At 63.7% G+C, this 23,355-nt stretch carries 16 protein-coding genes; 8 read left to right on the forward strand and 8 right to left on the reverse strand.

The genetic code is table 11. The features are described from left to right. Positions 1 to 140: 140 nt before the first annotated feature. From AC07OF_RS25235 to AC07OF_RS25265, 7 genes are all read right to left on the reverse strand, one after another. A complete protein-coding gene (locus AC07OF_RS25235; protein WP_495073650.1) occupies positions 141 to 1,937 on the reverse strand; it encodes an acyl-CoA dehydrogenase in 1,797 nt (598 codons plus the stop codon). A gap of 140 nt (positions 1,938 to 2,077) precedes the next feature. Continuing rightward, a complete protein-coding gene (locus AC07OF_RS25240; protein WP_495073651.1) occupies positions 2,078 to 3,676 on the reverse strand; it encodes an arylsulfatase in 1,599 nt (532 codons plus the stop codon). Then, positions 3,673 to 4,134: an acyl-CoA thioesterase gene (locus AC07OF_RS25245; protein WP_332836052.1), complete on the reverse strand. Its 462-nt coding sequence runs from the start codon at positions 4,132 to 4,134 to the stop codon at positions 3,673 to 3,675. Before AC07OF_RS25245 ends, AC07OF_RS25240 begins: the two co-directional genes overlap by 4 nt. A gap of 4 nt (positions 4,135 to 4,138) precedes the next feature. Further along, positions 4,139 to 5,422, reverse strand: coding sequence for a histidinol dehydrogenase (hisD, locus tag AC07OF_RS25250; RefSeq protein WP_157192280.1), 1,284 nt, complete (start codon positions 5,420 to 5,422; stop codon positions 4,139 to 4,141). Between the two features lie 33 nt (positions 5,423 to 5,455). Next, a complete protein-coding gene (locus AC07OF_RS25255; RefSeq protein WP_495073652.1) occupies positions 5,456 to 6,760 on the reverse strand; it encodes an MFS transporter in 1,305 nt (434 codons plus the stop codon). Positions 6,761 to 6,809: 49 nt separating this feature from the next. Then, complete coding sequence (locus AC07OF_RS25260; RefSeq protein ID WP_495073653.1) at positions 6,810 to 7,853, reverse strand: LacI family DNA-binding transcriptional regulator; 1,044 nt, start codon at positions 7,851 to 7,853, stop codon at positions 6,810 to 6,812. 160 nt (positions 7,854 to 8,013) lie between these two features. Beyond that, complete coding sequence (locus AC07OF_RS25265) at positions 8,014 to 10,710, reverse strand: winged helix-turn-helix domain-containing protein (RefSeq protein WP_495073654.1); 2,697 nt, start codon at positions 10,708 to 10,710, stop codon at positions 8,014 to 8,016. A 169-nt stretch (positions 10,711 to 10,879) separates the two neighbouring features. On the opposite strand from AC07OF_RS25265, the gene AC07OF_RS25270 reads away from it, so the two are divergent. Then, on the forward strand, positions 10,880 to 11,623 hold the full coding sequence (locus AC07OF_RS25270) for an SDR family NAD(P)-dependent oxidoreductase (RefSeq protein ID WP_495073655.1): 744 nt from the start codon (positions 10,880 to 10,882) through the stop codon (positions 11,621 to 11,623). Between the two features lie 125 nt (positions 11,624 to 11,748). Here AC07OF_RS25270 and AC07OF_RS25275 read toward each other — a convergent pair whose 3' ends face one another. Further along, a complete protein-coding gene (locus tag AC07OF_RS25275) occupies positions 11,749 to 12,810 on the reverse strand; it encodes an MBL fold metallo-hydrolase (RefSeq protein ID WP_495073656.1) in 1,062 nt (353 codons plus the stop codon). A gap of 225 nt (positions 12,811 to 13,035) precedes the next feature. On the opposite strand from AC07OF_RS25275, the gene AC07OF_RS25280 reads away from it, so the two are divergent. The 7 genes from AC07OF_RS25280 to AC07OF_RS25310 all read left to right on the forward strand — a co-directional run bounded on the left by AC07OF_RS25280 (position 13,036) and on the right by AC07OF_RS25310 (position 23,238). Next, a complete protein-coding gene (locus AC07OF_RS25280; protein ID WP_157192286.1) occupies positions 13,036 to 14,730 on the forward strand; it encodes a DUF1302 domain-containing protein in 1,695 nt (564 codons plus the stop codon). A gap of 102 nt (positions 14,731 to 14,832) precedes the next feature. Then, on the forward strand, positions 14,833 to 15,915 hold the full coding sequence (locus AC07OF_RS25285; RefSeq protein WP_495073657.1) for a WD40/YVTN/BNR-like repeat-containing protein: 1,083 nt from the start codon (positions 14,833 to 14,835) through the stop codon (positions 15,913 to 15,915). After that, a complete protein-coding gene (locus AC07OF_RS25290; protein ID WP_232478246.1) occupies positions 15,915 to 18,386 on the forward strand; it encodes an efflux RND transporter permease subunit in 2,472 nt (823 codons plus the stop codon). Before AC07OF_RS25285 ends, AC07OF_RS25290 begins: the two co-directional genes overlap by 1 nt. 46 nt (positions 18,387 to 18,432) lie before the next feature. Beyond that, entirely contained in the window at positions 18,433 to 19,581 is a 1,149-nt protein-coding gene (locus tag AC07OF_RS25295; protein ID WP_157192288.1) for an acyl-CoA dehydrogenase family protein, read from the forward strand. Positions 19,582 to 19,775: 194 nt separating this feature from the next. Next, a complete protein-coding gene (locus tag AC07OF_RS25300; RefSeq protein ID WP_157192289.1) occupies positions 19,776 to 20,462 on the forward strand; it encodes an acyl-CoA dehydrogenase family protein in 687 nt (228 codons plus the stop codon). 85 nt (positions 20,463 to 20,547) lie between these two features. Then, positions 20,548 to 22,521, forward strand: coding sequence for an alkyl/aryl-sulfatase (locus tag AC07OF_RS25305; protein WP_157192290.1), 1,974 nt, complete (start codon positions 20,548 to 20,550; stop codon positions 22,519 to 22,521). Between the two features lie 3 nt (positions 22,522 to 22,524). After that, complete coding sequence (locus tag AC07OF_RS25310; RefSeq protein WP_038610238.1) at positions 22,525 to 23,238, forward strand: TetR/AcrR family transcriptional regulator; 714 nt, start codon at positions 22,525 to 22,527, stop codon at positions 23,236 to 23,238. Positions 23,239 to 23,355 lie beyond the last annotated feature (117 nt).

Genomic DNA, 23,355 nt, shown 5'->3' on the forward strand with positions numbered 1-23,355 from the left:
GGACAGTTCCATGCCTACTTTTTCCAAGAAAAAAGTAGGCCGCCGTAAGGGCGGAAGGGGCCGTCAGCGTCGCCACAAAAAATGGATAAGCCCACAGCCTCAACACCCCAACACCTCGCAGCTGTCAGGTCGGACAGAGTTCAGAACTGCTGATCGTCCATCTGCAAGACAGCATCCGCCCCCTGAACCACAACCCGCGACAGACTTTCGACCTGGGCCAACAGCTGATCAGCGTAGAACCGGGCGGTGAGCAGTTTGCCGCGATAGAAATCCTGATCGTCGTTGCCGGCCTTGAGCTGGCGGTGGGCGACCAGCGCCGAGCGGGCCATCTGCCAGCCACCGGCGACGATACCGAGCAGCTCCAGAAACGGCACGGCGCCGGCCGCGACACGGGCCGGTTGCGTGGCAAAGTGGCTGACGATGAACTCGACGCTGGCGTTCAGCGCCACCAGCGCCCTGGCCAAAGCGCTGGCGTTCGCCTGCAGTTGTGGATCGTCGGTCCAGGCCAGCTCTTCCATCACCCGGTAAATCTGCTTGCTCAACTGGCCGATGGCCTTGCCGCCATCACGGGCAATCTTGCGGCCGATCAAGTCGGCAGCCTGGATACCGGTGGTGCCTTCGTACAGTGTGGTGATCCGCGCATCGCGCAGGTGCTGGGCAGCACCGGTTTCTTCGATAAAGCCCATGCCGCCATGGATCTGGATACCCAGCGAGGCGATGTCCACGGCGTTCTCGGTGCTCCAGCCCTTGACCACCGGGATCATAAGGTCGACCAGCGCCTGGGATTCCTGACGCACCGCCGGGTCCAGATGGCGCTCGGCGCAGTCCATCGCCGCCGCGACGGCGCAGGCGAGGGCGCGCATGGCCTCGGTGCGCGACTTCATCGACAACAGCATGCGCCGCACATCCGGGTGGCGGATGATCGCGACGTTGCTACGCTGCGCTGCGCCGATCTCGCTGCCCTGGATCCGCTCACGGGCATAGGCGCGCGCCCGCTGGTAGGCGCGTTCACTCAAGCCAACGCCTTCAACGCCGACGCTGAAACGGGCCGCGTTCATCATGATGAACATGTATTCCAGGCCGCGGTTTTCCTCGCCCACCAACCAGCCCAGGGCGCCTTCATGGTCACCGAACGCCAGCACGGCAGTCGGGCTGGCGTGGATACCCAGCTTGTGTTCGATGGATGCGCAGCGCACATCGTTGCGCGCGCCGAGGCTGCCGTCGCTGTGCACCAGGAATTTCGGCACGACGAACAGCGAGATGCCTTTTACCCCGGCCGGCGCGTCCGGTGTACGGGCCAGCACCAGGTGGACGATGTTTTCGGTGAGGTCATGCTCGCCATAGGTGATGAAGATTTTCTGGCCCTTGATACGGTAGGTGCCATCGCCCACCGGCTCGGCGCGTGTGCGCACCGCAGCCAGGTCGGAACCTGCCTGGGGCTCGGTGAGGTTCATGGTGCCGGTCCATTCACCGCTGATCATCTTCGCCAGGTAGGTTCGTTTCAGATAGGCCGAGCCGCGCAACTCGATGGCCTCGATAGCGCCACGGGTGAGCATCGGGCATAGACCGAAAGACAGGTTGGCACCGTTCCACATCTCTTCCACCAGCGCCGACACCACCCGTGGCAGCCCCTGTCCGTCGAACTCGGGATTGCAGGAGAGTGCGTTCCAGCCGCCATCGATGAAGCGCTGGTAGGCCTCACGCCAGCCTTTGACCGTGCTCACTTCGCCGTCGCACCAGCGCGCGCCTTCGCGGTCACCTTGTGTGTTCAGCGGCGACAGCACGCCGTGGGCGAACTTGCCGGCTTCGCCGAGAATGGCTTCGACAAGCTCGGCATCGAGCTGATTACAGCCCGGTAGTTCCCGCACCTGGTCCAGGTAGCCCAACTCATTGAGAACAAACTGCATGTCGCGCAGGGGCGCGTGGTATTCACTCATGACTGGTTCCTTGGCCGATTTTATTGAGGCTCATGAAGACTGCGAACAGGGAGCTTGTGTGCACAAGCACTGACGCGAAGTTCAACAGATTGGCTGGACGAAGTGCCCACCCCTGTAGGGTGGGCGTTGCCGTGCGGGGATCAGGGCGCTTTCTTCTGGCTCTGCAAAAAGTCCTGTACCAGGTTGGAGCGGTCAAACGTCTTGGCCGGTTGCACCGGTGGGTACTCGGCCAGGGTCTTGAGGTGCGCGCCGATCAGCTCGCCCATCGGCCCCGAAATCCATGAGGATTTCTGAATCAGCTGGCCATAGGAGTCCTTGCTGTCGTAGCTCTCGAACGGGTCGCTGCGCAGGTTGAACATCAACGGTGCGAAGCGCGGTACCAGTTGCGCGTAGTAATCCTCCTTGGTGGAGAAATGTAGCTTCCAGGGGCCCATGCGCACCGCAGTCAGTTTGCTTTCGATGTAGTAAAGGATGCTGGTGCGCTTGCTCACCGGCGACTTGCCGGTCCAGTAGTCGAGGTTGTTGATGCCGTCGATGTACTGCTTTTTCTGCGTCCTCATCTGTTCAACCACATCAGGCACCCCGGCCGCAGCCGCGAGGGTGGTGAACATGTCCTGGTGCGCCTGGATGCCATTCTTGATCTGCCCCGGCTCGATCACACCCGGCCAGCGCAACATCGAGGGCACACGCACACCACCTTCGTAAGTGGTCATCTTCTCGCCGCGAAACGGCGTGGTCGCGCCGTGGGGCCACGACGAATGCTCCGGACCGTTGTCGGTGGAGTACCAGACGATGGTGTTGTCCTCCAGGCCCTGGTCCTTGAGGAAGGCGAGCACCTGGGCAATGTCATGGTCATGCTGGAGCATGCCGCTGCCCTGGGTGTCGTCTTCGTGGGTGTACTGCGCGGCGGCATGGCGCCATTTATCGTTGAGGTGGGTGTAGAGGTGCATGCGGCTGGTGTTGAGCCAGACGAAGAAGGGCTTGTCCTGATCGTGCGCCTTGCGCATGAAGTCCAGGGCCTTGGGGATCACTTCGGCGCCATCGAAATCTTCCATGCGCTTGATCGTCAAGGGGCCGGTGTCTTCGATGGTCTGTTTGCCGACCGGGCCGAAGCGCGGGTCTACGGTAGGGTCGTCCTTGTCGGTGGCGAAGGTATGCAGCACGCCGCGGGTCTGGAATTTTTTTGCATAAGCCTGCGGCCCGCCGGGGTAATCCCTGGCGTAGTTCTGGTAGTCGATGTACTGCTGCTGTTCCTCGGTATTGAGGTGGTACAGGTTGCCAAAGAACTCGTCGAATCCGTGCACTGTCGGCAGGTTGGGGTTGTTGTCGCCCAGGTGGTTTTTGCCGAACTCGCCGGTGCTGTAGCCGGCGTTCTTCAGCACCTGGGCAAGGCTTGGCGAGGCAGACTGCAGGCCGAGCTTGTCACCCGGCAGGCCGACCGTGGTCAGCCCCGAGCGGATCGGGTACTGACCGGTGATGAAGGCGGCCCGGCCTGCGGTACAGGAGGGCTGTGCGTAGTGGTCGGTAAAGCGGATGCCCTGCATGCCGATGCTGTCGATGTTCGGCGTGCTGTAGCCCATGGTGCCCATGCCATAGGCGCTGACATTCTGCCAACCGATGTCGTCGCCCCAGATCACCAGAATATTGGGCTTGGCTGTCTGCGCATGGGCAAGCGGGGCGGCCAGTGCCAGGCAGGTCAGACAGGGTACGGCCAGCAACCGCCTCAGGTAGCTGATCATCGGCGCTCTCCTTTATCCGCCGGTAAAACCAGCAGGGTCTCCAGCGCATCGCGCAGCGCCGCTGGCAGCGGCACCGGCCGGCGGCTTACGCGGTCGACGTAGACATGCACGAAGTGGCCCTGGGCCGAGGCCTCGGTGTTGTCGTTGGCGAACAGCCCGACCTCGTAGCACACGCTGGAGCTGCCCAGGCGTGCCACGCGCAAACCGGCGCGCACCAGGTCGGGGAAGGCAATCGAGGAGAAGTAGCTGCAATGGGTATCGACCACCAGGCCCACGGTCGGGCACTGATCGAAGTCCAGCAGCTTCTGTTCCAGCAGCCAGCCGTTGACCACGGTGTCGAACCAGCTGTAGTAGATGACGTTGTTGACGTGACCATAGACGTCGTTGTCCATCCAGCGTGTGGTGATGTCACGCAGGTAGGGATAGGCGCTGCGCGCTTGCGCTACGGGTTTGCTCATGGCTTCAAGCCTCCTGCTGCAGGCGGCGCACACGGATGTCCGCCTGTTCTTTGTGACCCGACATATGTTCATAGCTGCACAGCCGCGAGCAGTACTGGCCGATCATCACGCTCGCGGCGTCGGTCAGCACGCGCTGGTAGGTGTGGGTCTTGATGAACTTGCCGACCCACAACCCGCCGGTGTAGCGCCCGGCGCCCATGGTCGGCAGGGTGTGGTTGGTGCCGATGACCTTGTCGCCATAGCTGACATTGGTGCGGTGGCCGAGGAACAGCGCGCCGTAGCGGGTCATGCGCTGGTGGTACCAGTCCGGGTCGCGGGTCATCACCTGCACATGTTCGGAGCACAGGCGCTCGGCGACTTCCAGCGCCTCTTCGTCGCTGTCGCACAGGTAGATCTCGCCGAAATCGCGCCAGGCGACGCTGGCGACCGGTGCTGTATCCAGACGTGAAAGCACCTGCTCGATAGCGGCCGGAAGCTGTTCGGCGATGGTTTTACTGGTGGTCACGCAATAGGCCGGGGAGGTGGGCCCGTGCTCGGCCTGGCCGAGCAGGTCGACGGCGACCAGTTCGGCATCCACCGTGTCGTCACAGATCACCATTGTCTCGGTGGGGCCGGCAAACAGGTCGATACCGACGCGGCCATACAGCTGACGCTTGGCTTCGGCGACATAGGCGTTACCCGGGCCGACGATCATGTCGACCGCCGCGATGCTTTCGGTGCCAAGCGCCATCGCCGCCACGGCCTGGACGCCGCCCAGGCAGTAGATCTCATCGGCGCCGGCCAGGTGCATGGCGGCGACGATTTCCGCGCAGGGCTTGCCATCGAAGGGTGGCGCACTGGCAATCACCCGCTTGACCCCGGCAACCTTGGCGGTCAGTACGCTCATGTGCGCGCTGGCGATCAACGGGTACTTGCCGCCAGGAATGTAGCAACCCACCGAGTTGACCGGGATGTTGCGATGACCAAGGACCACGCCGGGCAGGGTCTCGACCTCGACGTCGTGCATCGAGTCTTTCTGCACCTGGGCGAACCGGCGGATCTGTGCCTGGGCAAACAGGATGTCATCGAGTGTCTGCTTCGGCAGGCTGGCGATGCAGGCGTCGATCTGTTCCTGGCTCAAACGCAGGCTTTGCGGCGTCCAGTTGTCGAATTTCGCCGAGTACTCGCGTACCGCCGTATCGCCGCGCTGCTCGATATCGCTGAGGATGCCCTCGACGGTGGCGCGCACCTGGGCCTGGTCACTGGCCTTGGCCTGGGCCGATTGCCCCTTTTTGAGGTGTTGAATCACGGTAGATCTCCTTCGGGTTTCAGAGGTTACGCCTCAGGCGGATTGGTAGGTCGGCACTGCAGGCCGGGCGACCCGCAGCACAATGGCACTGGCGAGCAGGTACAGGCCCATGACCAGGAACAGGCTGTAGGTGGTGCCGCCGCTGGCGGTATTCAGGGCACTGGTGAGCGAAGGAATGACCGCTCCGCCGAGGTTGCCGATGCTGCTGACCAGGGCAATGCCCACCGCTACCGAGGGGCGCGGCAGGTATTCCGAGACCAGGGCGAAGAACACCGGCGGTACCGAGGCGATACCCAGCATGGCCAGGCACAGGCCGACCAGCGAGACGCCCAGTTGCCCCTGGGCCAGGACGATGATCGCCAGGCCGCAGGCGGCCACCAGTGCGCCACTGGAAAAATGCCAGCGCCGCTCGCGAAGGCGGTCCGAACTGCGGCTGAGCAAGAGCACCCCGGCCACCGCGCACAACTGCGGCAGGGTGGCGTAGATGCCGATTTCCATCAGGTCGGAGACGCCCCAGCCGCGAATCAGCGTGGGGGTCCAGAAGGCCATGGCATAAGTGCCCGCAACCATGAGTACGTAAACCAGCGACAACGCCCAGAACCGGGCATCGCCGAGCAGGTCGCGCAGCGACGCATGGCTGGCCTTGAGTGATGACTGCTGCTCGGCGTCCAGTTGTGCGCGCAGGCGGGCTTTCTCGTCGGCGCTTAGCCAGGTGGCCTGTTCAGGACGGTCGACCAGTACGCGCCAGGCCACCAGGCCCAGCAGCGGGGCGGGCAGGCCTTGCACCAGAAACAGCCACTGCCAGCCGTGCCAGCCATTGAAACCGTCAAGGAATTTCATGATCGCACCCGACAGCGGCCCGGCGATCAGGCTGGCGAAGATAGCCCCGAGCAGGAACACCGCGATCATCCCCGCACGCCGTGCTGGCGGGTACCAGAAGGTCAGGTAGAGCAATGCACCGGGGGTGAAGCCGGCTTCGAAGGCGCCCAGCAGAAAGCGCAGCACATAGAACTGCGTGGGGGTCTGCACGAACATCATGGCCATGGCGACTACGCCCCAGCAGACCATGATGCGCAGCAGCGTCTTGCGCACGCCGATCTTTTCCAGCATCAGGTTGCTGGGCACCTCGAACAGCAGGTAGCCGATGAAGAAGATACCCGCGCCCAGGGCATAGACGGCGTCGCTGAACGCCAGCGTCTCTTTCATCTGCAACTGTGCGTAACCGACGTTGATGCGATCAAGAAATGCCACGACGTAAGCGGCCATCAGCAGCGGCATGATGCGCCAGCCGATTTTTCGATAGAGCTTGCGGTCGTCTGCGGTTTCGCTGCGGTTCATGCCTGTCTCCTGATGGTTTTTGTTGTTATTGACCTGCAAGGGTGTGGCGCTAAGCCGTGGAGCGCCGCACCAGGTGCCCGGGCACTTCGTACAGCGCCGGGGTGCTGCCAGCAGGGCGGCCTGCGCCCAGCAAGCGGATGGCGCAGGCGATCATCTGGCTGACCGGCTGGTGCACGGTGGTGAGGCCATGCTCCGGGTAGCCCGCGGCGAGGATGTCATCGAAGCCGACTACGGCGACGTCCTCGGGCACCCGCAGGCGGGTGTTCATGCGCAGGTGACTCAGCACCCCAAGGGCCATGACGTCGTTGGCACAGAACACCGCGTCGATGGCGGGCTGCCCGGCGCTGAACAGGCGAGCGGCTGCGGCGCGTCCGCCTTCGTAGCTGTACCCGCCGTGGATGCGGGCAACCACCGCCTGACCATGCACCGCCAGGCCCTGTTCAAAGCCGAGCAGGCGGTCGGCGGTGGTGGAGACGTCCGGGTCACCGGAGACGAAGGCGCAGGCGCGGCGTTTTTGCCCCACCAGGTATTCGGCCACCCTGGCGGCCATGCGCTGGTTGTCGCAGCACACCGACCAGACGGTCGGGTCTTCGACGCGGCGGTTGAGAAATACCACGGCAACCCCCTGGCGAGCGCACAGCTCGGACATGTGCGAAGACAGCCTGGCCGCCGTGACCACAATGCCATCGACCTGGTACTGCAGCAGCTGGGGCATCAGCGCGTCGGCATCCCCTCCGGCCGGGACCACGAACAGCAGCAGTTGCTGGCCGGACTCGCGCAGCTGCAGGGAGAACGCCTCAAGCACCGCGGGGTAGAACGGATTGCTCATGTCGCCCATCACCAGGGCAACGATGCCGGTGCGCCGCCGGTTCAGCGAGCGGGCGATGGCATTGGGTCGATAGCCCAGCTCATCGGCCATGGCCAGGATGCGTGCGCGCACTGCGGCGGAGATACGCGACTGGGCGTCGAAGGCACGGGTGACCGTCGAAGTGGCGACCCCCAGGCGTTGGGCCAGATCCCGGGCAGTGATCCGGGTGACGGCCAGCTGGCTGGGTTGGGCGGGTGACTCCGTGGCGCCGCGCTCGTGTGGCATGCCAGTTCCTCAGGCAGCTGTGCAATCGTGTGCACTGATGACCCGGATGCTATCCACGTTGCCCGTCACGCACCCCTCCCCAATGGAGGGGGGAACCGATCGGCAGGTTTGTCGAGAAATGGCTTTTCATTGCCCCGCAGCGGGGGCAGGCGGGCGGATGTCAGTCGATCAGCTTCTGGTTGCGGGCCTGGACCATGGCGTCGTAACGGCTGGAAACGCCGAGCTTGGCGAAGATATTGCGCAGGTTCCACTTCACCGTTTCCAGGGTGATGTCCAGGGTGTGGGCGATGCGTTTGCTCGACATGGCCTGGGCCACCAGGCTGAGGATCTCGCGCTCGCGCGGGGTCAGCAATGGCTGCTGCCCGGGTGTGGTGGTGCGCCGTGCGTGTGGCGTTGCAAGGTTTGGCGAACAGGGGCCGGTGAGTTTGTCGATCAGTTCGTTCACATACTGGCGTAGCGGGTCTTGCAGCTCAGTGCTGGCCAGCGCACACAGTAGCTTTTCACTCAGCGCACCTTCGTCCAGCAAGGTGCGCACCAGGCCCAGGCGCTGACCGGCTTCGACGGCCCGGCGCAGGCGCAGCTGCGCTTGATCATGACGCTTTAGGTCTTCCAGTACCCCCGCCGACAACAGGTCGACGAGCACGCCCAGGCGCCCGCGGTGGAAGCGCTCGGCAAAGTCCTTGACCCTGTCCAGCGCCTGCAGCGCCGCATGTGAATCCTCACTGACCAGAATGCGCGCGTGCGCCAGGGCGGCGATGGCCGGCAGTTCCGCCCGGCCGCCCTGGTCCTTGCCGTGCTCGTGTGCAAGGGCTTGCAGGGCGTGCAGCAGTTCGATGGCGTGATTGCGCTGGCCCTTGATCAGGCACACGCGGATCTGCTCGCCCAGCAGGTGAGCGACCGGGCGCACCTGCCCCAGGCTGCGCAGGTGGGCAATCTGCTGGCGCAAGAAGCTCAGGGCCGCGTCCGGGCCTTTCTGCAACAGGTCAAGACGGCTGCGGCTCAGGTTGGTGCGCACGATGACATCGGGTACCGAGGAGTGCAGCAGGCCGAAGCGATTGGCAATCAGCTCGCGGGCGTCGTCGATCCTGTCCAGTTCATAGAATGCGTCGGCCAGCAGGCTGGCGCAGAGGTTGGCGCAGATTGAGCGATGTCCGCCTTCGCGGGTGGAGCGTTCCAGCAGTTCGGACGCCAGGGCTTCGGCTTCGACGATGTCGCCGGCCAGTAAATAGGTGGTCAAGCGGGCGGATTCTGCCACCAGGGCCATGTCATTGCTGCGATCCTCGGGGGGGATCGGATGGATGTCGAACAGGCGCCGGGCATCGGCATAGCGCCCTGCGGTGGCGTAGGCAACCGTCAGGGCGGCGAGCAGTACATAGCGCAGGAAGGGGTTGTCCATCGGTGCGTCGCGCACCGGTTCCAGCAGGCGTATGGTCAGTTCGCTGTCGTCTTCCTGGATGGCCACCGCGGCATGGATCAGCGGCAGGCCACTGGCAAGTTCAGGGTGGGCGTCCAGGTTGCAGGCCTGCAAGCGGCTGAGCCAGGCTTTCGCCCGCCCCGGACGCGAGGTCAGCGATACCGTGAGGCAGGCCAGGAACAGCAGGCGTTGATGGCGAAACAGCACGTCTTCGGGCAAACGCTCGAGCAGGCGCAAGGTCGGTGCCAGGTAATCCAGGCTCCAGGTCGCCGGCGTGGTCTGTTCAATGACCTGGACGGCAAAATCGGTGTCGTCAGCGAGGCTGGCGTGGCGGACCGCTTCGGTCAGGCAGTTGTGCCCGGCGAACCAGTGGGCGCCGAGGCGGTGCAGGGGACGCAAGTCGTGCTCGCGGCGTTGCAGGCGGGCGCTGAGAAACTCGCCGAACAAGGGGTGGAAGCGATACCAGACGATGCGGTCGTCGGAGTCGACTCGATAGATCAACAGGTTCTCGTCTTCCATGCGCTTGATCAGTTCGCCGGCTTCGGCGTTGCCGGTCACGGCGATGGCCAGGGCCGCGTTGAAACGCCGGAAGATCGACAGTACTTCCGCCACCTCCACCAGCTCGCTCGGCAAGTGCGCCACCACTTCCTCGCTGAGGTAGGTCTGCAGGTCATTGGAGCGCCACACCAGGTCATCGAGGATCGAACGGGGATTGGGGCGGTTCTTCAGCATGATCGCGATCAACTGCAGGCAGGAGGGCCAGCCGCTGGTCAGGTCGTGGATCAGGCTGAGTTCATCGGCGTTGAGCTTGTCGGGGCCGAGGTTTTCTTCGATGAAGGTGCGGGTTTCGGCCAGGTCGAACGGCAGCTCGGCACTTTCAATCTCCACCACCTGGTCCATGACCCGCAGCCGTGACAGGCTCAAGGGCGGATTGACCCGCGAGGCAAGCACCAGGTGCAGGTTGCCGGGGCTCTGGTCGAGCAGTTTCTGTATCAGCTTGTGGGCATGCGGGGCTTCGACGTGGTGGTAGTCATCGACCACCAGGAACAGCTCCTTGCTCAGCATCGCCGCCGCGTTGACGATGATCGCGACCGTGCCGTCGATGGCCGAGAGGGTGTTGTCTTCGCGCTGCAGGTTGATGTCGATATCGATGCCCAGGCGCCGCAAGCCCTCCAGAAAGGCCGTGCAGAACGCGGAGTAACCCTTGTCATCGGCAGTCAGGGAAACCCAGGCCACTTCCGCGCCGGCTTTGAGCCGGTCGTGGCGCCACTGCGCCAGCAGGGTGGTCTTGCCATAACCTGCAGCACCGGTGACCAACACCAGCCGGCAATGGTGCATGCGTTTGAGCTGCGCCAGCAGCGCGGCCCGGGCGACGTGCCGGGTACCGATGCGCGGGGGCGAAAACTTGGTCGAGACCAAGTGCCTGGCAGGATTCTTGGGCAATGTGTTTTCCACGATTCTTATTGGTTCGCACGAAGCTAGCCAAGCCGTCCAGACAGGTCAAGCCTTGCGCGGACAGCCGCTGACCGCCCGCAAAGGGAGGGACGGGAGGGTGGCGTTGTTTTCTAAGATCCGTCAGGTCCCCATTCAGGGTGCTAACCAAGGAATCACGATGAAACTGGATAATAAAGTAGCCGTTGTCACGGGAGCGGCCTCGGGGCTGGGCCTGGCCACCTGCAAGGCGCTGGCGGCAGCCGGGGCCAGGGTGGTGGGCTTCGATCTGGATCAGCAGCGGCTCGACGCGGCGCTTGAAGGTATTGCCGGGATCGCCGTAGACGTTGCCGACGAAGCCAGCGTCAAACGCGGTATCGATGCCGTGGTGCAACAGTACGGTGCAGTGCATGTGGCGGTGAACTGCGCCGGGGTGCTGGGGCCGTGCAAGACCCTTTCCAAGGGCCAGGTGTTTCCAACCGAGCTGTGGAACCGGGTATTGGCGGTCAACCTCACCGGTACCTTCAACGTCATTCGTCACGCGGCCCTGGCCATGTCGGGCAACGATGCCGAAGATACCGGCGAGCGCGGGGTGATCATCAACACTGCCTCGGGCGCTGCGCGCGAAGGGCAGATGGGCCAGGCGGCGTACAGCGCCAGCAAGGCCGCGGTGATCGGCATGACCCTGCCCATCGCCCGCGACCTGGCTGAACATGGCATCCGTGTGGTGAGCCTGGCACCGGGGTTGTTCGAGTCGGGGATGTCGGCGGGCATGCCGCTGAAAGTCTCGGAAACCATCGTCAACGGCTTGCTGTTCCCCCGTCGCATGGGCTATGCCCACGAGTTCGCGGCGTTGGTGCAGCATGTGGTGGAGAATGCTTACCTGAACGCGCTGACCCTCGATATCCAGTGCGGTACCCGCTGACCAGGCGAGCGCTTTGCGCTCGATCGCCGGCTTCGCCAGCTCCCACAGGTTGAGCAGCACCGGGAAATCTGTGGGAGCTGGCGTAGCCGGCGATGCCCGGCATAGCCGGGCCAGTAGTTCTACAGCTATGCGCGTTGATACCAGGCCACACCGTGCCCGTCGAGACTGACACTGATCTCGCCACGGTGTAACAGATAGTTCAGGCAGGCGAGGGCCTCACCGGTCGCCAGGGTGTATCGCGTGCTGTCTTCGCTGCGCACCGTGGCGCGGAACAACAGCGCGAACAGGTCGACCACCCGTCTGGGCTGGTCCAGGCCTTCGCGCAGACGCTCCAGCGCGTCATCGGCATCCGCCTGCAATTGCTCGATGCGCGCATGCAGCCCATAGAAGGGTTTGTTATGCGCCGGCAGCACCAGCACATCATCCGGCACGCACCGGCGCAGCTTGCTCAACGAATCAAGCCACTCGCTCATCGGATCGGCGTCCGGTTCTGTCGGCTGTACCGAGACGTTGGAGGAGATGCGTGGCAACACCTGATCGCCCGATATCAGCAGCTTTCGCTGCGCGTCGTAAAGGCAGGCGTGCTCCGGCGAATGGCCAGCGCCGACCAGCACTTGCCAGCGATGGCCGTCAATGTCGAGCTGCTCGCCGTCCTCGATGCGCCGATAGCTGTCCGGCAGGGCCGAGAGCATGCGGCCAAAACCGCCGAAGCGCGTGCGATAGCGCTCCAGCGCCTGTTCGTCCCAGCCTGCGCGTTGATAGAACCCCAGCGTCTCTTCGGGGGCCGGGCGGCTGCTGTCGCTGGCTTGCATTCGACAGTGCAGGTATTCCAGGCGGGTCATCCACAGGCGGCAGGCGCAATGCCGGCTGAGCCAGCCGGCCATGCCGACATGGTCGGGGTGCAGGTGGGTGGCGATGATCCGGGTCAGTGGCCTGTCGCGCAACGCGCCCTCCAGCAATGCGCGCCAAAGAGCCACTGTTTGCTCATCGTGGATGCCGGTGTCGACCAGCGTCGTGCCAGCACCGTCGGCCAGCAGCCAGACGTTGATGGCGCCAAGCGAAACTGGCAGCGGCAACCTCAACCAATGCACCCCGGGAGCGATCAGGGTCGGCACGCCCGGTGCTGGCGGTGTGGCGCAGGGGTAGCGCAGCCGCGCGTTTGAGCTGACCGATAGGCCGTCCATCATTCTGTTCTCCCGTCTGATTGTCCTACTGACGTTGCCGGTGCAGGCCCGCAAATCAGCTCGATAAGGTCAGACGCTACCGAAGGGGGGGTAGGGGGGGCACCCCCCTTTCAGAAAGGGGGGGGAGGACGGAGAGACAACGCTGGCACCCTTCCGGGCACTCGATCACTGATTGAGCGGCTTGCGAACCTGGAGGTCCAGGTTCAACCCAGGGGAGGAGACACCCAGATGAATAACAAGAAAAAATCGAATCCACGTCGTCCCACCAGTAACCATGCAGTCCGGGCAACGGTCGTGACCTTGTGCACGCTGGCCTGCGCCAATGCCGTGGCCGTCGAGATCGACACCGGTAATGAAGATATCCAGCTGCGTTGGGACAACACCCTGCGCTACAACCTGGGCATGCGTGTCGAGGGGCAGGACAAGGCCATCCTGGCGAACCCGAACAACGATGACGGCGACCGCAACTTCGACAAGCACCGCCTGGTCAACAATCGTCTGGACATCCTCAGTGAGTCGGACATCGTCTACAAAGGCAAGTACGGCGCGCGCGTCAGTGCCGCGCTGTGGTACGACGCCGCCTATGCTGGTGACCTGGACAACGACAGCGTCGCCACGTCCAACCACCTGGGCGCTGGCGGGCGTCCGGCCACGGGCTTGAGCCGCTATACCGACCGTTACTACGAGGGGCCGTCCGCCGAGTGGATGGACGCCTTCGTTTTTGGCGAGTACAACCTCGGCGAGATGCCGCTCAAGGCCCGTCTGGGTCGTCACACCGTGAACTGGGGCGAGTCGCTGCTGGGTGCCGGCGCCATTCATGGCATCTCCTACGGCCAGGCGCCCCTGGACCAGGGCAAGGCCCTGGCGCTGCCGGGGATCGAGGCCAAGGAGCTGTACCTGCCGCGCAATCAGTTCTCCACCCAGCTGCAGGTCAACCCTGCGCTGTCCTTTGCCGCGCAGTATTTCTTCGAGTGGCGACCATCGCGGGTGCCTGAGTCTGGCAGCTACCTGGGCTTTGCCGATATCTACCAGCAAGGCGGCGAGTCGTTCATCCTCAGCCCCAGGCTGCGCGCCCTGCATGGCGATGACATCGAGCCGGACAACGCCGGTGACTGGGGCGTGATGGCGCGCTGGAGCCCGGAATGGCTGGACGGCACCCTGGGGTTCTACGTGCGCCAGTTCTCCGACACCCTGCCACAGGTGATCCTGCTGGCTAACGCACGGCCGCAATACTTCCTCAACTACGCCGACAAGATCGACATGTACGGCATCAGCCTGTCGAAGGAAATCGGCGGCATCAGCGTCGGTGCCGACCTCAACTACCGGCGCAACATGCCGCTGGTGAGCTCGGCGGCACGGGTGACCTCTGCGGCGCAGTTGCCGGATGACGGCGACATTCTCGGTGCCCGTGGTGACACCTTGCACGGCGTCCTCAACGCCATCGGCTCGCTCAGCCCGACGCCGCTCTACGATGGTGCCAGCTGGTCGGCCGAGCTGACCTGGAGCCGCTGGCTGTCGGTCAACTCCGACCCGCTGAACCTGTTCAAGGGCTCGTCGGCCTACAAAGCGGTACCCACCAACATCGACGCCGTGACCCGTGATGCCTATGGGCTGGCCGTCAACTTCACGCCGACCTGGTACCAGGTGTTCCCCGGTGGCGACCTGTCGATGCCACTGAGCTTCTCCCAGGGCATCAACGGCAACTCGGCCGTGGGCTCGGGGGGTAACGAAGATGCTGGCAGCTACGCCGTCGGCCTGGCGTTGGATGTCTACAGCCGTTACCGCTTCGACCTCAAGTATGTGGACTACTTCGGTGATTACTCGACCAACCCGGTCACTGGCGCGGCCCTGACCCCAAGCGGGAGCCAGGCGATGCTGGAAGACCGCGGCGCGGTGTACTTCACCTTCAAGACCACGCTCTGAGCCGCGCTTGCCACTGCTGCAAGCTTCCCGGCGCTGCTCCCGTTTGCGGGACCAGCGCCGGTGCAATGCGCGCTCGCGCGCAACTGATGTGAGGTGAACACGGTGTTCAAACAACGTTTACGACTATCACTGATCCTGACTGCGCTACTGGCGGGCCAGGCGCTCGCGCAACCGGCATTTGTCTCGCCCCTGGATATGCCCGCGGTGCAGAGCAGCCAGGCGATCCATGCGCCACTCAACGCCTTGGCGCAGGCCGGTGGCCGGCTGATTGCCGCCGGTCAGCGCGGCCATATTCTGTTTTCCGACGACACCACGACCTGGGTTCAGGCCCAGGTGCCGGTCAGTTCCGACCTGACCGCCTTGATGTTCCCCAGTGCCAGCCAGGGCTGGGCTGTGGGCCATGAAGGCGTGGTCCTGCACAGCAGCGATGCGGGCAAGACCTGGCGCAAGCAGCTCGACGGCCGGCAGATCGCGGCGCTGTTGCTCAAGCATTACGGCAACCCGGAAAACCCCGATGACCCTGAAGCGCAACGCCTGAAGCAGGATGCCGAACTGTTCGCCCAGCAGGGCGCCGATAAGCCCTTGCTGGATGTGTGGTTCAGCGACGAGCGCAGCGGTTTCGTCACCGGTGCCTTCAATCTGATCCTGCGCACCGAAGATGGCGGGCAAAGCTGGACGCCCTGGCAGGATCGCGTCGACAACCCGCGCAGCATGCATCTGTATGGCCTGCGCCCGGCGGCCGGCACGCTGTTCATGGTCGCCGAGCAAGGGCTGGTGCTGAAACTCGATGCTACCAGCCAGCGCTTCGTCAAAGTGCAACTGCCTTACGAGGGCACCCTGTTCGGTGTGCTCGGCGATGACCAGTTGGTGCTGGTTTATGGCCTGCGCGGCAACGCCTTGCGCAGCCTTGATGGTGGCGCCAACTGGAGCAAGGTCGACACCGGCATCGAGGCCGGTATCACCAGCGGCCTGATCGCCGCTGACGGCACGATCGTGCTGGCCAGCCAGACCGGGCAGCTGCTGCGCTCCACTGACCGTGGGGCGACCTTCAGCCGCGTGGCGCTAGACCGCGTGGCACCCAACTTTGCCGTGGCAGCCGTTGCCGACGGGGCCGTCGCCCTGGCCGGGCTCGGTGGCGTGCGTGTGCAGAGCCTGCAACAGAACAAGAACGCCGGAGAGCTCTGATGGGTATCCACAATGCCAGCGACAACCTGCAGACCATTAGCAACCTGAAGGATTTCAATCACCGCTCAGGCAGTCGCCTGGAGCGCCTGATCTTCAACAACCGCTTGCTGGTCATCCTCTTCTGTGCAGTGGTGACGGTGATCCTGGGGTGGGATTCGACCCGCTTGACGCTCAACGCCGCGTTCGAGAAAACCATCCCGCAGAACCAGCCTTACATCCGCAACTTCCTTGACAACCGTGACGAGCTCAAGGGCCTGGGCAATGCCGTGCGCGTGGTGGTCGAGAACCGCTCGGGCGATATTTTCGAGCCTGCCTACCTGCAAGCCCTCAAGCACATCAACGACGCGCTGTTCCTGACCCCCGGCGTTGACCGGGCCAACGTCAAATCGTTGTGGATGCCGGTGGTGCGCTGGAACGAGGTCACCGAAGAGGGCTTCGCCGGCGGCCCGGTGATGCCCGACAACTACACCGGCTCGCAAGCCAGCATCGATGCCCTGCGCCAGAACATCAGCCGCGCCCAGTTGCTCGGCAACCTGGTGGGTACGGATTTTCGTTCGAGCATGATTTTCCTGCCGCTGCTCGACAAGGACAGCAACAGCGGTGAAGCGCTGGACTACTGGGAGCTGTCCAAGCGCCTGGAAAGCATTCGCGCCCAGTATTCCGGTGATCAGGGCGGTGCCGACCTGGATATCCGCATCGTTGGCTTCTCCAAGGTGGTCGGCGACCTGCTCGACGGTCTGCAGCAAATGGTCATCTACTTCGCCGTGGCGGCCTTGATCGCGGCGCTGATCATTTTTGCCTGGACCCGTTGTGTGCGCAGCACCGCGCTGGTGCTCGGCTGTTCCTGCATCGCCGTGCTCTGGCAGCTCGGGCTGATTGCCCGCCTGGGTTACGAGCTCGACCCATACTCGATCCTCGTGCCGTTTCTGGTGTTTGCGATTGGCGTGTCCCATGGCGCGCAGAAGATGAACGGCATCATGCAGGACGTGGCCCGCGGCACCCATAAGCTGGTGGCTGCGCGGTACACCTTCCGCCGCCTGTTCCTCGCCGGGGTCACGGCGCTGGTCGCCGACGCCGTGGGCTTCGGGGTGCTGATGCTGATCGACATCCCGGTGATCCAGGACCTGGCCATCACCGCCTCGATCGGCGTCGCCCTGCTGGTGTTCACCAACCTGATCCTGCTGCCGGTGATGCTCTCCTATACCGGCGTCAGTCCCAAGGCTGCTGCGCGCAGCCTGCGCGCCGAACAGAAGCCTGCCGGTGGCCTGTGGTTATTGCTGGAGCGCTTCACCGAACGCCGTTGGGCGACGGCGCTGCTGGTGGTGTCGGCGATCCTCGCGGTGGCGGGCTTTGTCGTCAGCACCCAGCTGAAGATCGGCGACCTGGATGCCGGGGCCTCGGAGCTCCGCCCCGATTCGCGCTACAACCTCGACAACGCCTACATCAACAGCAAGTACTCGCTGTCGTCCGACCAGTTTGCGGTCATCGTCAAGACTAAAGCCGAGGGCTGTCTTGAGTACCAGACGCTGGTGGATGCCGATCGCCTGGGTTGGGCCTTGCAGCAGGTACCGGGGGTGCAGAGCACGGTGTCGCTGGCCGACGCGGTGCGCAAGATTACCGCCGGCTCCTACGAGGGCAGCCCGAAATGGATGTCGATTTCGCCGAACCAGGACGTGCTCAACTACGCCGCCCGTACCGCCAGCACCAGTAACCCGGAGCTGTTCAACAACGATTGCTCGGTGATGCCGGTGGTTGCCTACCTGACCGACCACAAGGCGCAGACCCTGGACCAGGTGGTACAGGCCGCCGAAGCCTTCGCCACAGCGAACAGCACAGCGGAGCGGCAGTTCCTGCTGGCCGCCGGCAGTGCCGGGATCGAAGCGGCGACCAATATCGTGGTCAAGAAAGCCAACCTGACCATGCTGATGTACGTGTATGCGGCGGTGATCGTGCTGTGCTTCATCACCTTCCGCAGCTGGCGTGCGGTGGTGGTCGCCGTGGTGCCGCTGGTGATCACCTCGATTCTCTGTGAAGCGCTGATGGTCGCCCTGGGCATGGGCGTCAAGGTGGCGACCTTGCCGGTGATCGCCCTGGGCGTGGGCATCGGTGTCGACTATGCGCTGTACCTGCTGAGCATTCAGCTGGCCCGCCAGCGCGCCGGTGCGAGCCTGGCCGAGGCCTACCGGCATGCCTTGCGTTTCACCGGCAAGGTCGTGGCGCTGGTCGGTGTGACCCTGGCCGCCGGGGTCATCACCTGGGCGTTCTCGCCCATCAAGTTCCAGGCCGACATGGGCATCCTGCTGACCTTCATGTTCCTCTGGAACATGCTCGGTGCATTGGCCCTGATCCCGGCGCTGTCGCACTTTCTGCTCAAGGACGTGCGTGCCAGCGGCTCGGCGCTGGTCACCCCGGTGGTGCGCGAGGCCGAGGCGCCCGCCGAACCGCAAGCGCGGACTGTGCAGTGTGTGTAACGCCAACCTGAACCTGTCTTTAGCCCCGAATTCATAAGGAATCACCATGAGCGACACCTGTGCAACCTTCCTCAGCGAACAGGAAATCATGATCCGCGATTCGGCGCGCAAGGTCGCCGCCGAAGTGGTCGCCCCGACGGCTGCCGAGCGTGACCGCAGCGCCGCCTGGCCGCGCAGAGAACTGCGCGCCGTTGCCGAGTTGGGTTTTCTCGGCATGCTGATACCCGAAGAGTATGGCGGTGCCGGTGCCAGTTTCGTCGAGTATTGCCTGGCCATCGAAGCGTTCGCGGCCGCCGATACCGGTTTTGCCACCTTGATCCACGTGCACAACTCGGTGGGCCTGGCCGTGGCGCGCCTGGGCAACGAGGCGCAGAAGCGCAACTACCTGGCGGATCTGGCCAGTGGCAAGCGCATCGGTGCCTTTCTGCTCAGCGAACCGCAGGCCGGCTCCGACACGGCGGCGTTCCGCACCCAGGCGCGCCTTGAAGGCGACCATTACGTAGTCAACGGCAGCAAGCAGTTCATCTCCAACGGCAACGAAGCCGGCCTGGGCCTGGTGCTGGCGGTAACCGACAAGGCTGCCGGCAAGAAAGGCAGCAGCCTGTTGATGGTCGACCCACAGGATAACCCGGGCTACGTAGTGGCCGCTGTCGAACACAAGATGGGCCAGCGTTCGGCCCACGTTGCCCAGATCCAGCTCGATCAATGCCGCGTACCGGTTGCGAACCTGCTGGGGGGCGAAGGGGAGGGTTACCGTAATGTGATGGGTTCGCTGTCGGAAGGGCGGGTGGCGATTGCCGCGGTCGCCACCGGCACAGCGCGCGCAGCACTGGATGCCGCCGTTGGCTATGCCAAGGAGCGCGAGGCCTACGGTGCGCCGATCATCAACTTGCAAGGGGTGGCGTTCGACCTGGCCGACATGGCCGCCCAGGTTGAGGTTGCCCACCACTACATGGTGCATGCCGCGCGGCTGTGCGAAGCCGGTGTGGCCTGTGCCAAGGAAGCCTCGGTGGCCAAGCTGTTTGCCAGCGAAATGGCGGAAAAGGTCTGCTCCGACGCGCTGCAGATCCACGGCGGCTACGGCTATCTGAGTGATTTTCCGGTGGAGCGTTATTGCCGGGATGTGCGGGTGACCAAGATTTACGAAGGCACCAGCCATATTCAGAAGCTGATCATCGCCCGCGGCCTGGTGTAGGAGCGGGCTTGCCCCGCGATGGCGATCTGTCAGTCACATCGTATCGCGGGGCAAGCCCGCTCCCACCGAAGCCCGGTCCCACAGGCGGTTGCTCTCAATTTTGCCTACCCCCTCCTCATTGAGGGGGGCCACCGGTCAGTCACAGGCATAACCTGCTGCGAACGGCGCACGGATTTGAGCAGGGAACCAGAACCATGACGATACCGATCACCACCGATGTGCAGCGACTGGCAGTGGAAAGCTTCCGCACCTTCCTTGCGTCCGAGGTAGCGCCGGTGGCCCGCCTGTTCGAGGGGCGGAGCATACCTGGGCAGAAAATGCGCGAGCTCACCCAGGGCATTGCCGAGTTTGGCCTGCCCGGCGCCAGCATCGCTCAAGCCCACGGAGGCATGGGCCTGTCGGCGCTGACCGAGGCCATGTTGTTCGAGGAGCTCAGTGCGGTCTCCAGCGTGATCGCCGAGTGTGTACTCGGCAGCCTGCTGGTAGCGTCGGCGCTGGCAAATTTGCCAGCGGGCCGGGATGCACTGCGCACGCGCTACCTGCCGGACCTGCTGGCCGGGCGCAGTTTCGGCGGCTTCTTTCTGGAACAGGCAGAAGGCGTCAGTGCCTGGCCGACTGACGCTGGCTGGCTGATCAACGCTAATCAGCAGTGGGTTTGCCATGGCCAGTTCGCGGATGTCCTCGTTACCCCGCTGCCTACCGAGGAGGGTGCGTGTTGTTACGTAGTGGTGGAGCGTGAGCAACATGGCCATGTATCGCCCAACGGCGCCCCGGTCCCGGCACAGCTGACATTCAGCAACGTACGCTTGTCGGCTGACCTCAGTGACGCTCAGAAACTGTCCATCGCTCACGTGCTCACAGGGATCAGCGCGCAGGGCTGATGGTTTTACTGCTTCAAGGAAGGCTGTCAGAGTGTGGCCAGCCAGAATAATAACGGTGGACACGATCCACGCTTAAGGAATCCATATGCGCTATTCACTTGCTGCACTTGCCACTGCCATTGCGTTATCCAGCGCCCCCTCCTGGGCGGCAGAGGTTGCCTCCACCAATCCGGCCAAGGCTGCCAGCCCGACGACGGCCGCGGTCAACCAGGCGGTGCTCAAGGCGTTGCCATTCGAGGATCGCGCCGACTATGACGCCGCGCGCAAGGGCCTGGTGGCTGCCTTTGAGGGGCAAGTGAAGAATGCTGACGGTAAGCCTGTATGGGATACCCACCAGTATGATTTTCTCAAGCAGGCCCAGGCACCGGACTCGGTGAACCCCAGCCTGTGGCGTATCGCCCAGCTCAATGCCAACGCCGGTCTGTTCCAGGTCACCGACAAGGTCTACCAGATCCGCGGCATTGATCTGGCCAACATGACCATCATCGAAGGTGACGACGGGCTGATCATCATCGACCCGCTGTATGTGACCGAGACGGCCAAGGCCGGCCTTGAGCTGTACTACCAGCACCGGCCGCGCAAGCCGGTGGTGGCGGTGATCTACAGCCATAGCCACATCGACCACTTCGGTGGCGTGCGCGGCGTGGTCGACGAGGCCGACGTCAAAGCCGGCAAGGTCCGTATCTATGCCCCGGACGGCTTCATGGAGCACGCGATCCAGGAGAACGTGCTGGCCGGCACGGCGATGTTCCGCCGTGGCATGTACCAGAGTGGCGGTGCGGTGCCCAGGACTGAACGTGGCCAGGTCGATACCGGGATCGGCAAGGGCGCGCCGATAGGTGGCACCATCAGCCTGATCGCGCCGACCGACCTGATTGTCCAGCCGCTGGAGAGCCATGACATAGCCGGCGTGCAGTTCGAGTTCCAGCTGACGCCCGGCACCGAGGCACCGTCGGAGATGAACGTGTATTTGCCGCAGCTCAAGGCACTGAGCATGTCCGAAAACGCGGTGATGTCGATGCACAACGTACTCACCCCACGCGGTGCTGAAGTGCGTGACGCCAAGGCCTGGTCGAAATTCATCGACGACAGCCTGGTGCGTTATGGCGACAAGGCCCAAGTCATGTTTGCCCAGCACAACTGGCCGACCTGGGGCGGCGAGGGCATTCGCAGCATGCTCGCCGACCAGCGCGACATGTACGCCTTCATCAACAACCGCACGTTGCACCTGCTCAACCAGGGCATGACCCCGCTGGAGATTGCTGACGCGGTGAAGAAGCTGCCCGGCGAACTCGATCATAAATGGTACGCCAGGGGCTACTACGGCACCTTGAGTTTCAACACCCGTGCGGTGTACCAGCGTTACCTGGGCTTTTACGATGGCAACCCGGCCAACCTTGACCCGTTGCCGCCGGTCGACTCCGGCAAGCACTATGTGCAGGCCATGGGCGGCGCCGGGAAAGTGCTGGAACTGATGCGCACGGCGATGCAGCAGGGCGACTACCGCTGGGCCGCGCAGCTGGGCAATCACCTGGTCTTCGCCGAGCCTGACAACAAAGCCGCTCGAGAAGCCCAGGCCGACGCGCTTGAGCAGTTGGGTTACCGCAGCGAATCGGCGATCTGGCGCAACATGTACCTGACCGCCGTCCAGGAACTGCGCCAGCTCGCACCACAACAGGGGGCGCGCGGCAGTGCCGATCTGGTGCGCGCGGCGACACCGACGATGTTCATGGACATCCTCTCGGTACGCATGGACTCCGACAAGGCCCAGGGCCATGACATGACCCTGAACTGGGACTTCGACGATCTTGACCAGCACTTCGCCCTGACCTTGCGCAACGGCGTATTGACCTATCGCGAGCACAGCAGCCATGCCCAGGCGGACGCCACGGTGAAAATGAGCAAAGCCGTACTGGACCAGATCAGCCTGCGCCAGCTCGATTTCCCGACGGCGATCAAGCAGGGTGATATCAAGCTCGAAGGGGATGCTGAGCGTTTCAAAGCGATGCTCGGCATGCTCGCCAGCTTCCAGCCGACGTTCAACGTCGTGACGCCCTGACCCATGGGCCGTCGTCCAGACACGGCGCCACGCCACGAGGGGACAGGCTCTCGTGGCCAGGGCAGCCATGACAATGTCGTGGTGGAGCTGCCGGCCAGGCCGCGCAAGCAACCGAAGCAGGCACGTTCGGTCGCCTTGGTCGAGGCCTTGAAAACCGCCGGGCGGGAAATCCTCGAAGGGGAAGGGCGCGAGGCGCTGTCGATCTATCGCCTTTCCGATTACTCCGGCGTGGCCATCAGTTCGATTTACGAGTATTTCCCCACTATCGAGTCGCTGATCGGCGCGATCTTCGAAGATTATCGCGCCGATGCCCGCCTGCAAGTGATTGCCAGTATTGATGCACTACCAGCGTCGGCGACCCTCTATGACGGTATCGAAATCATCTTGCGCACCGGTCTTTCAGCCTTGCATCGCTGGCTGCAGATCGACTCTGAGCAGAGCATTAAGACCGCCTACTATGGCGAGCTGGTGCGCCTGGAAATCGTCAAGCCGGAGCGTTTCTGGATTTCGATGGTGATTCCGGCGCTGGTGCAACGCTTTTCCAATCAGGTGCTGGTGGGTGATCGCGAGAAAGCGGGGTTTCTTGCCTATCAGGCGGTAACCGCTTTGCCTCGTGCGTTGTTGATCGAGAAGCCGCATTACCTGATCGAGGATGGCACCGTGCGGATGCTGGCGCGGATGATTCATGCGCTGTTGACTACGCAGGATCCGGAATAGGAGTTGGCTTTGGGTTGTTGGGGGTGTGGGCTTATCCATATTGTGTGGCGATGCTGCCGGCCCCTTCCGCCTTTACGGCGGCCTACTTTTTTCTTGGAAAAAGTAGGCAAAACCGCT

Source organism: Pseudomonas sp. GW821-FHT10B02, assembly GCF_059415665.1.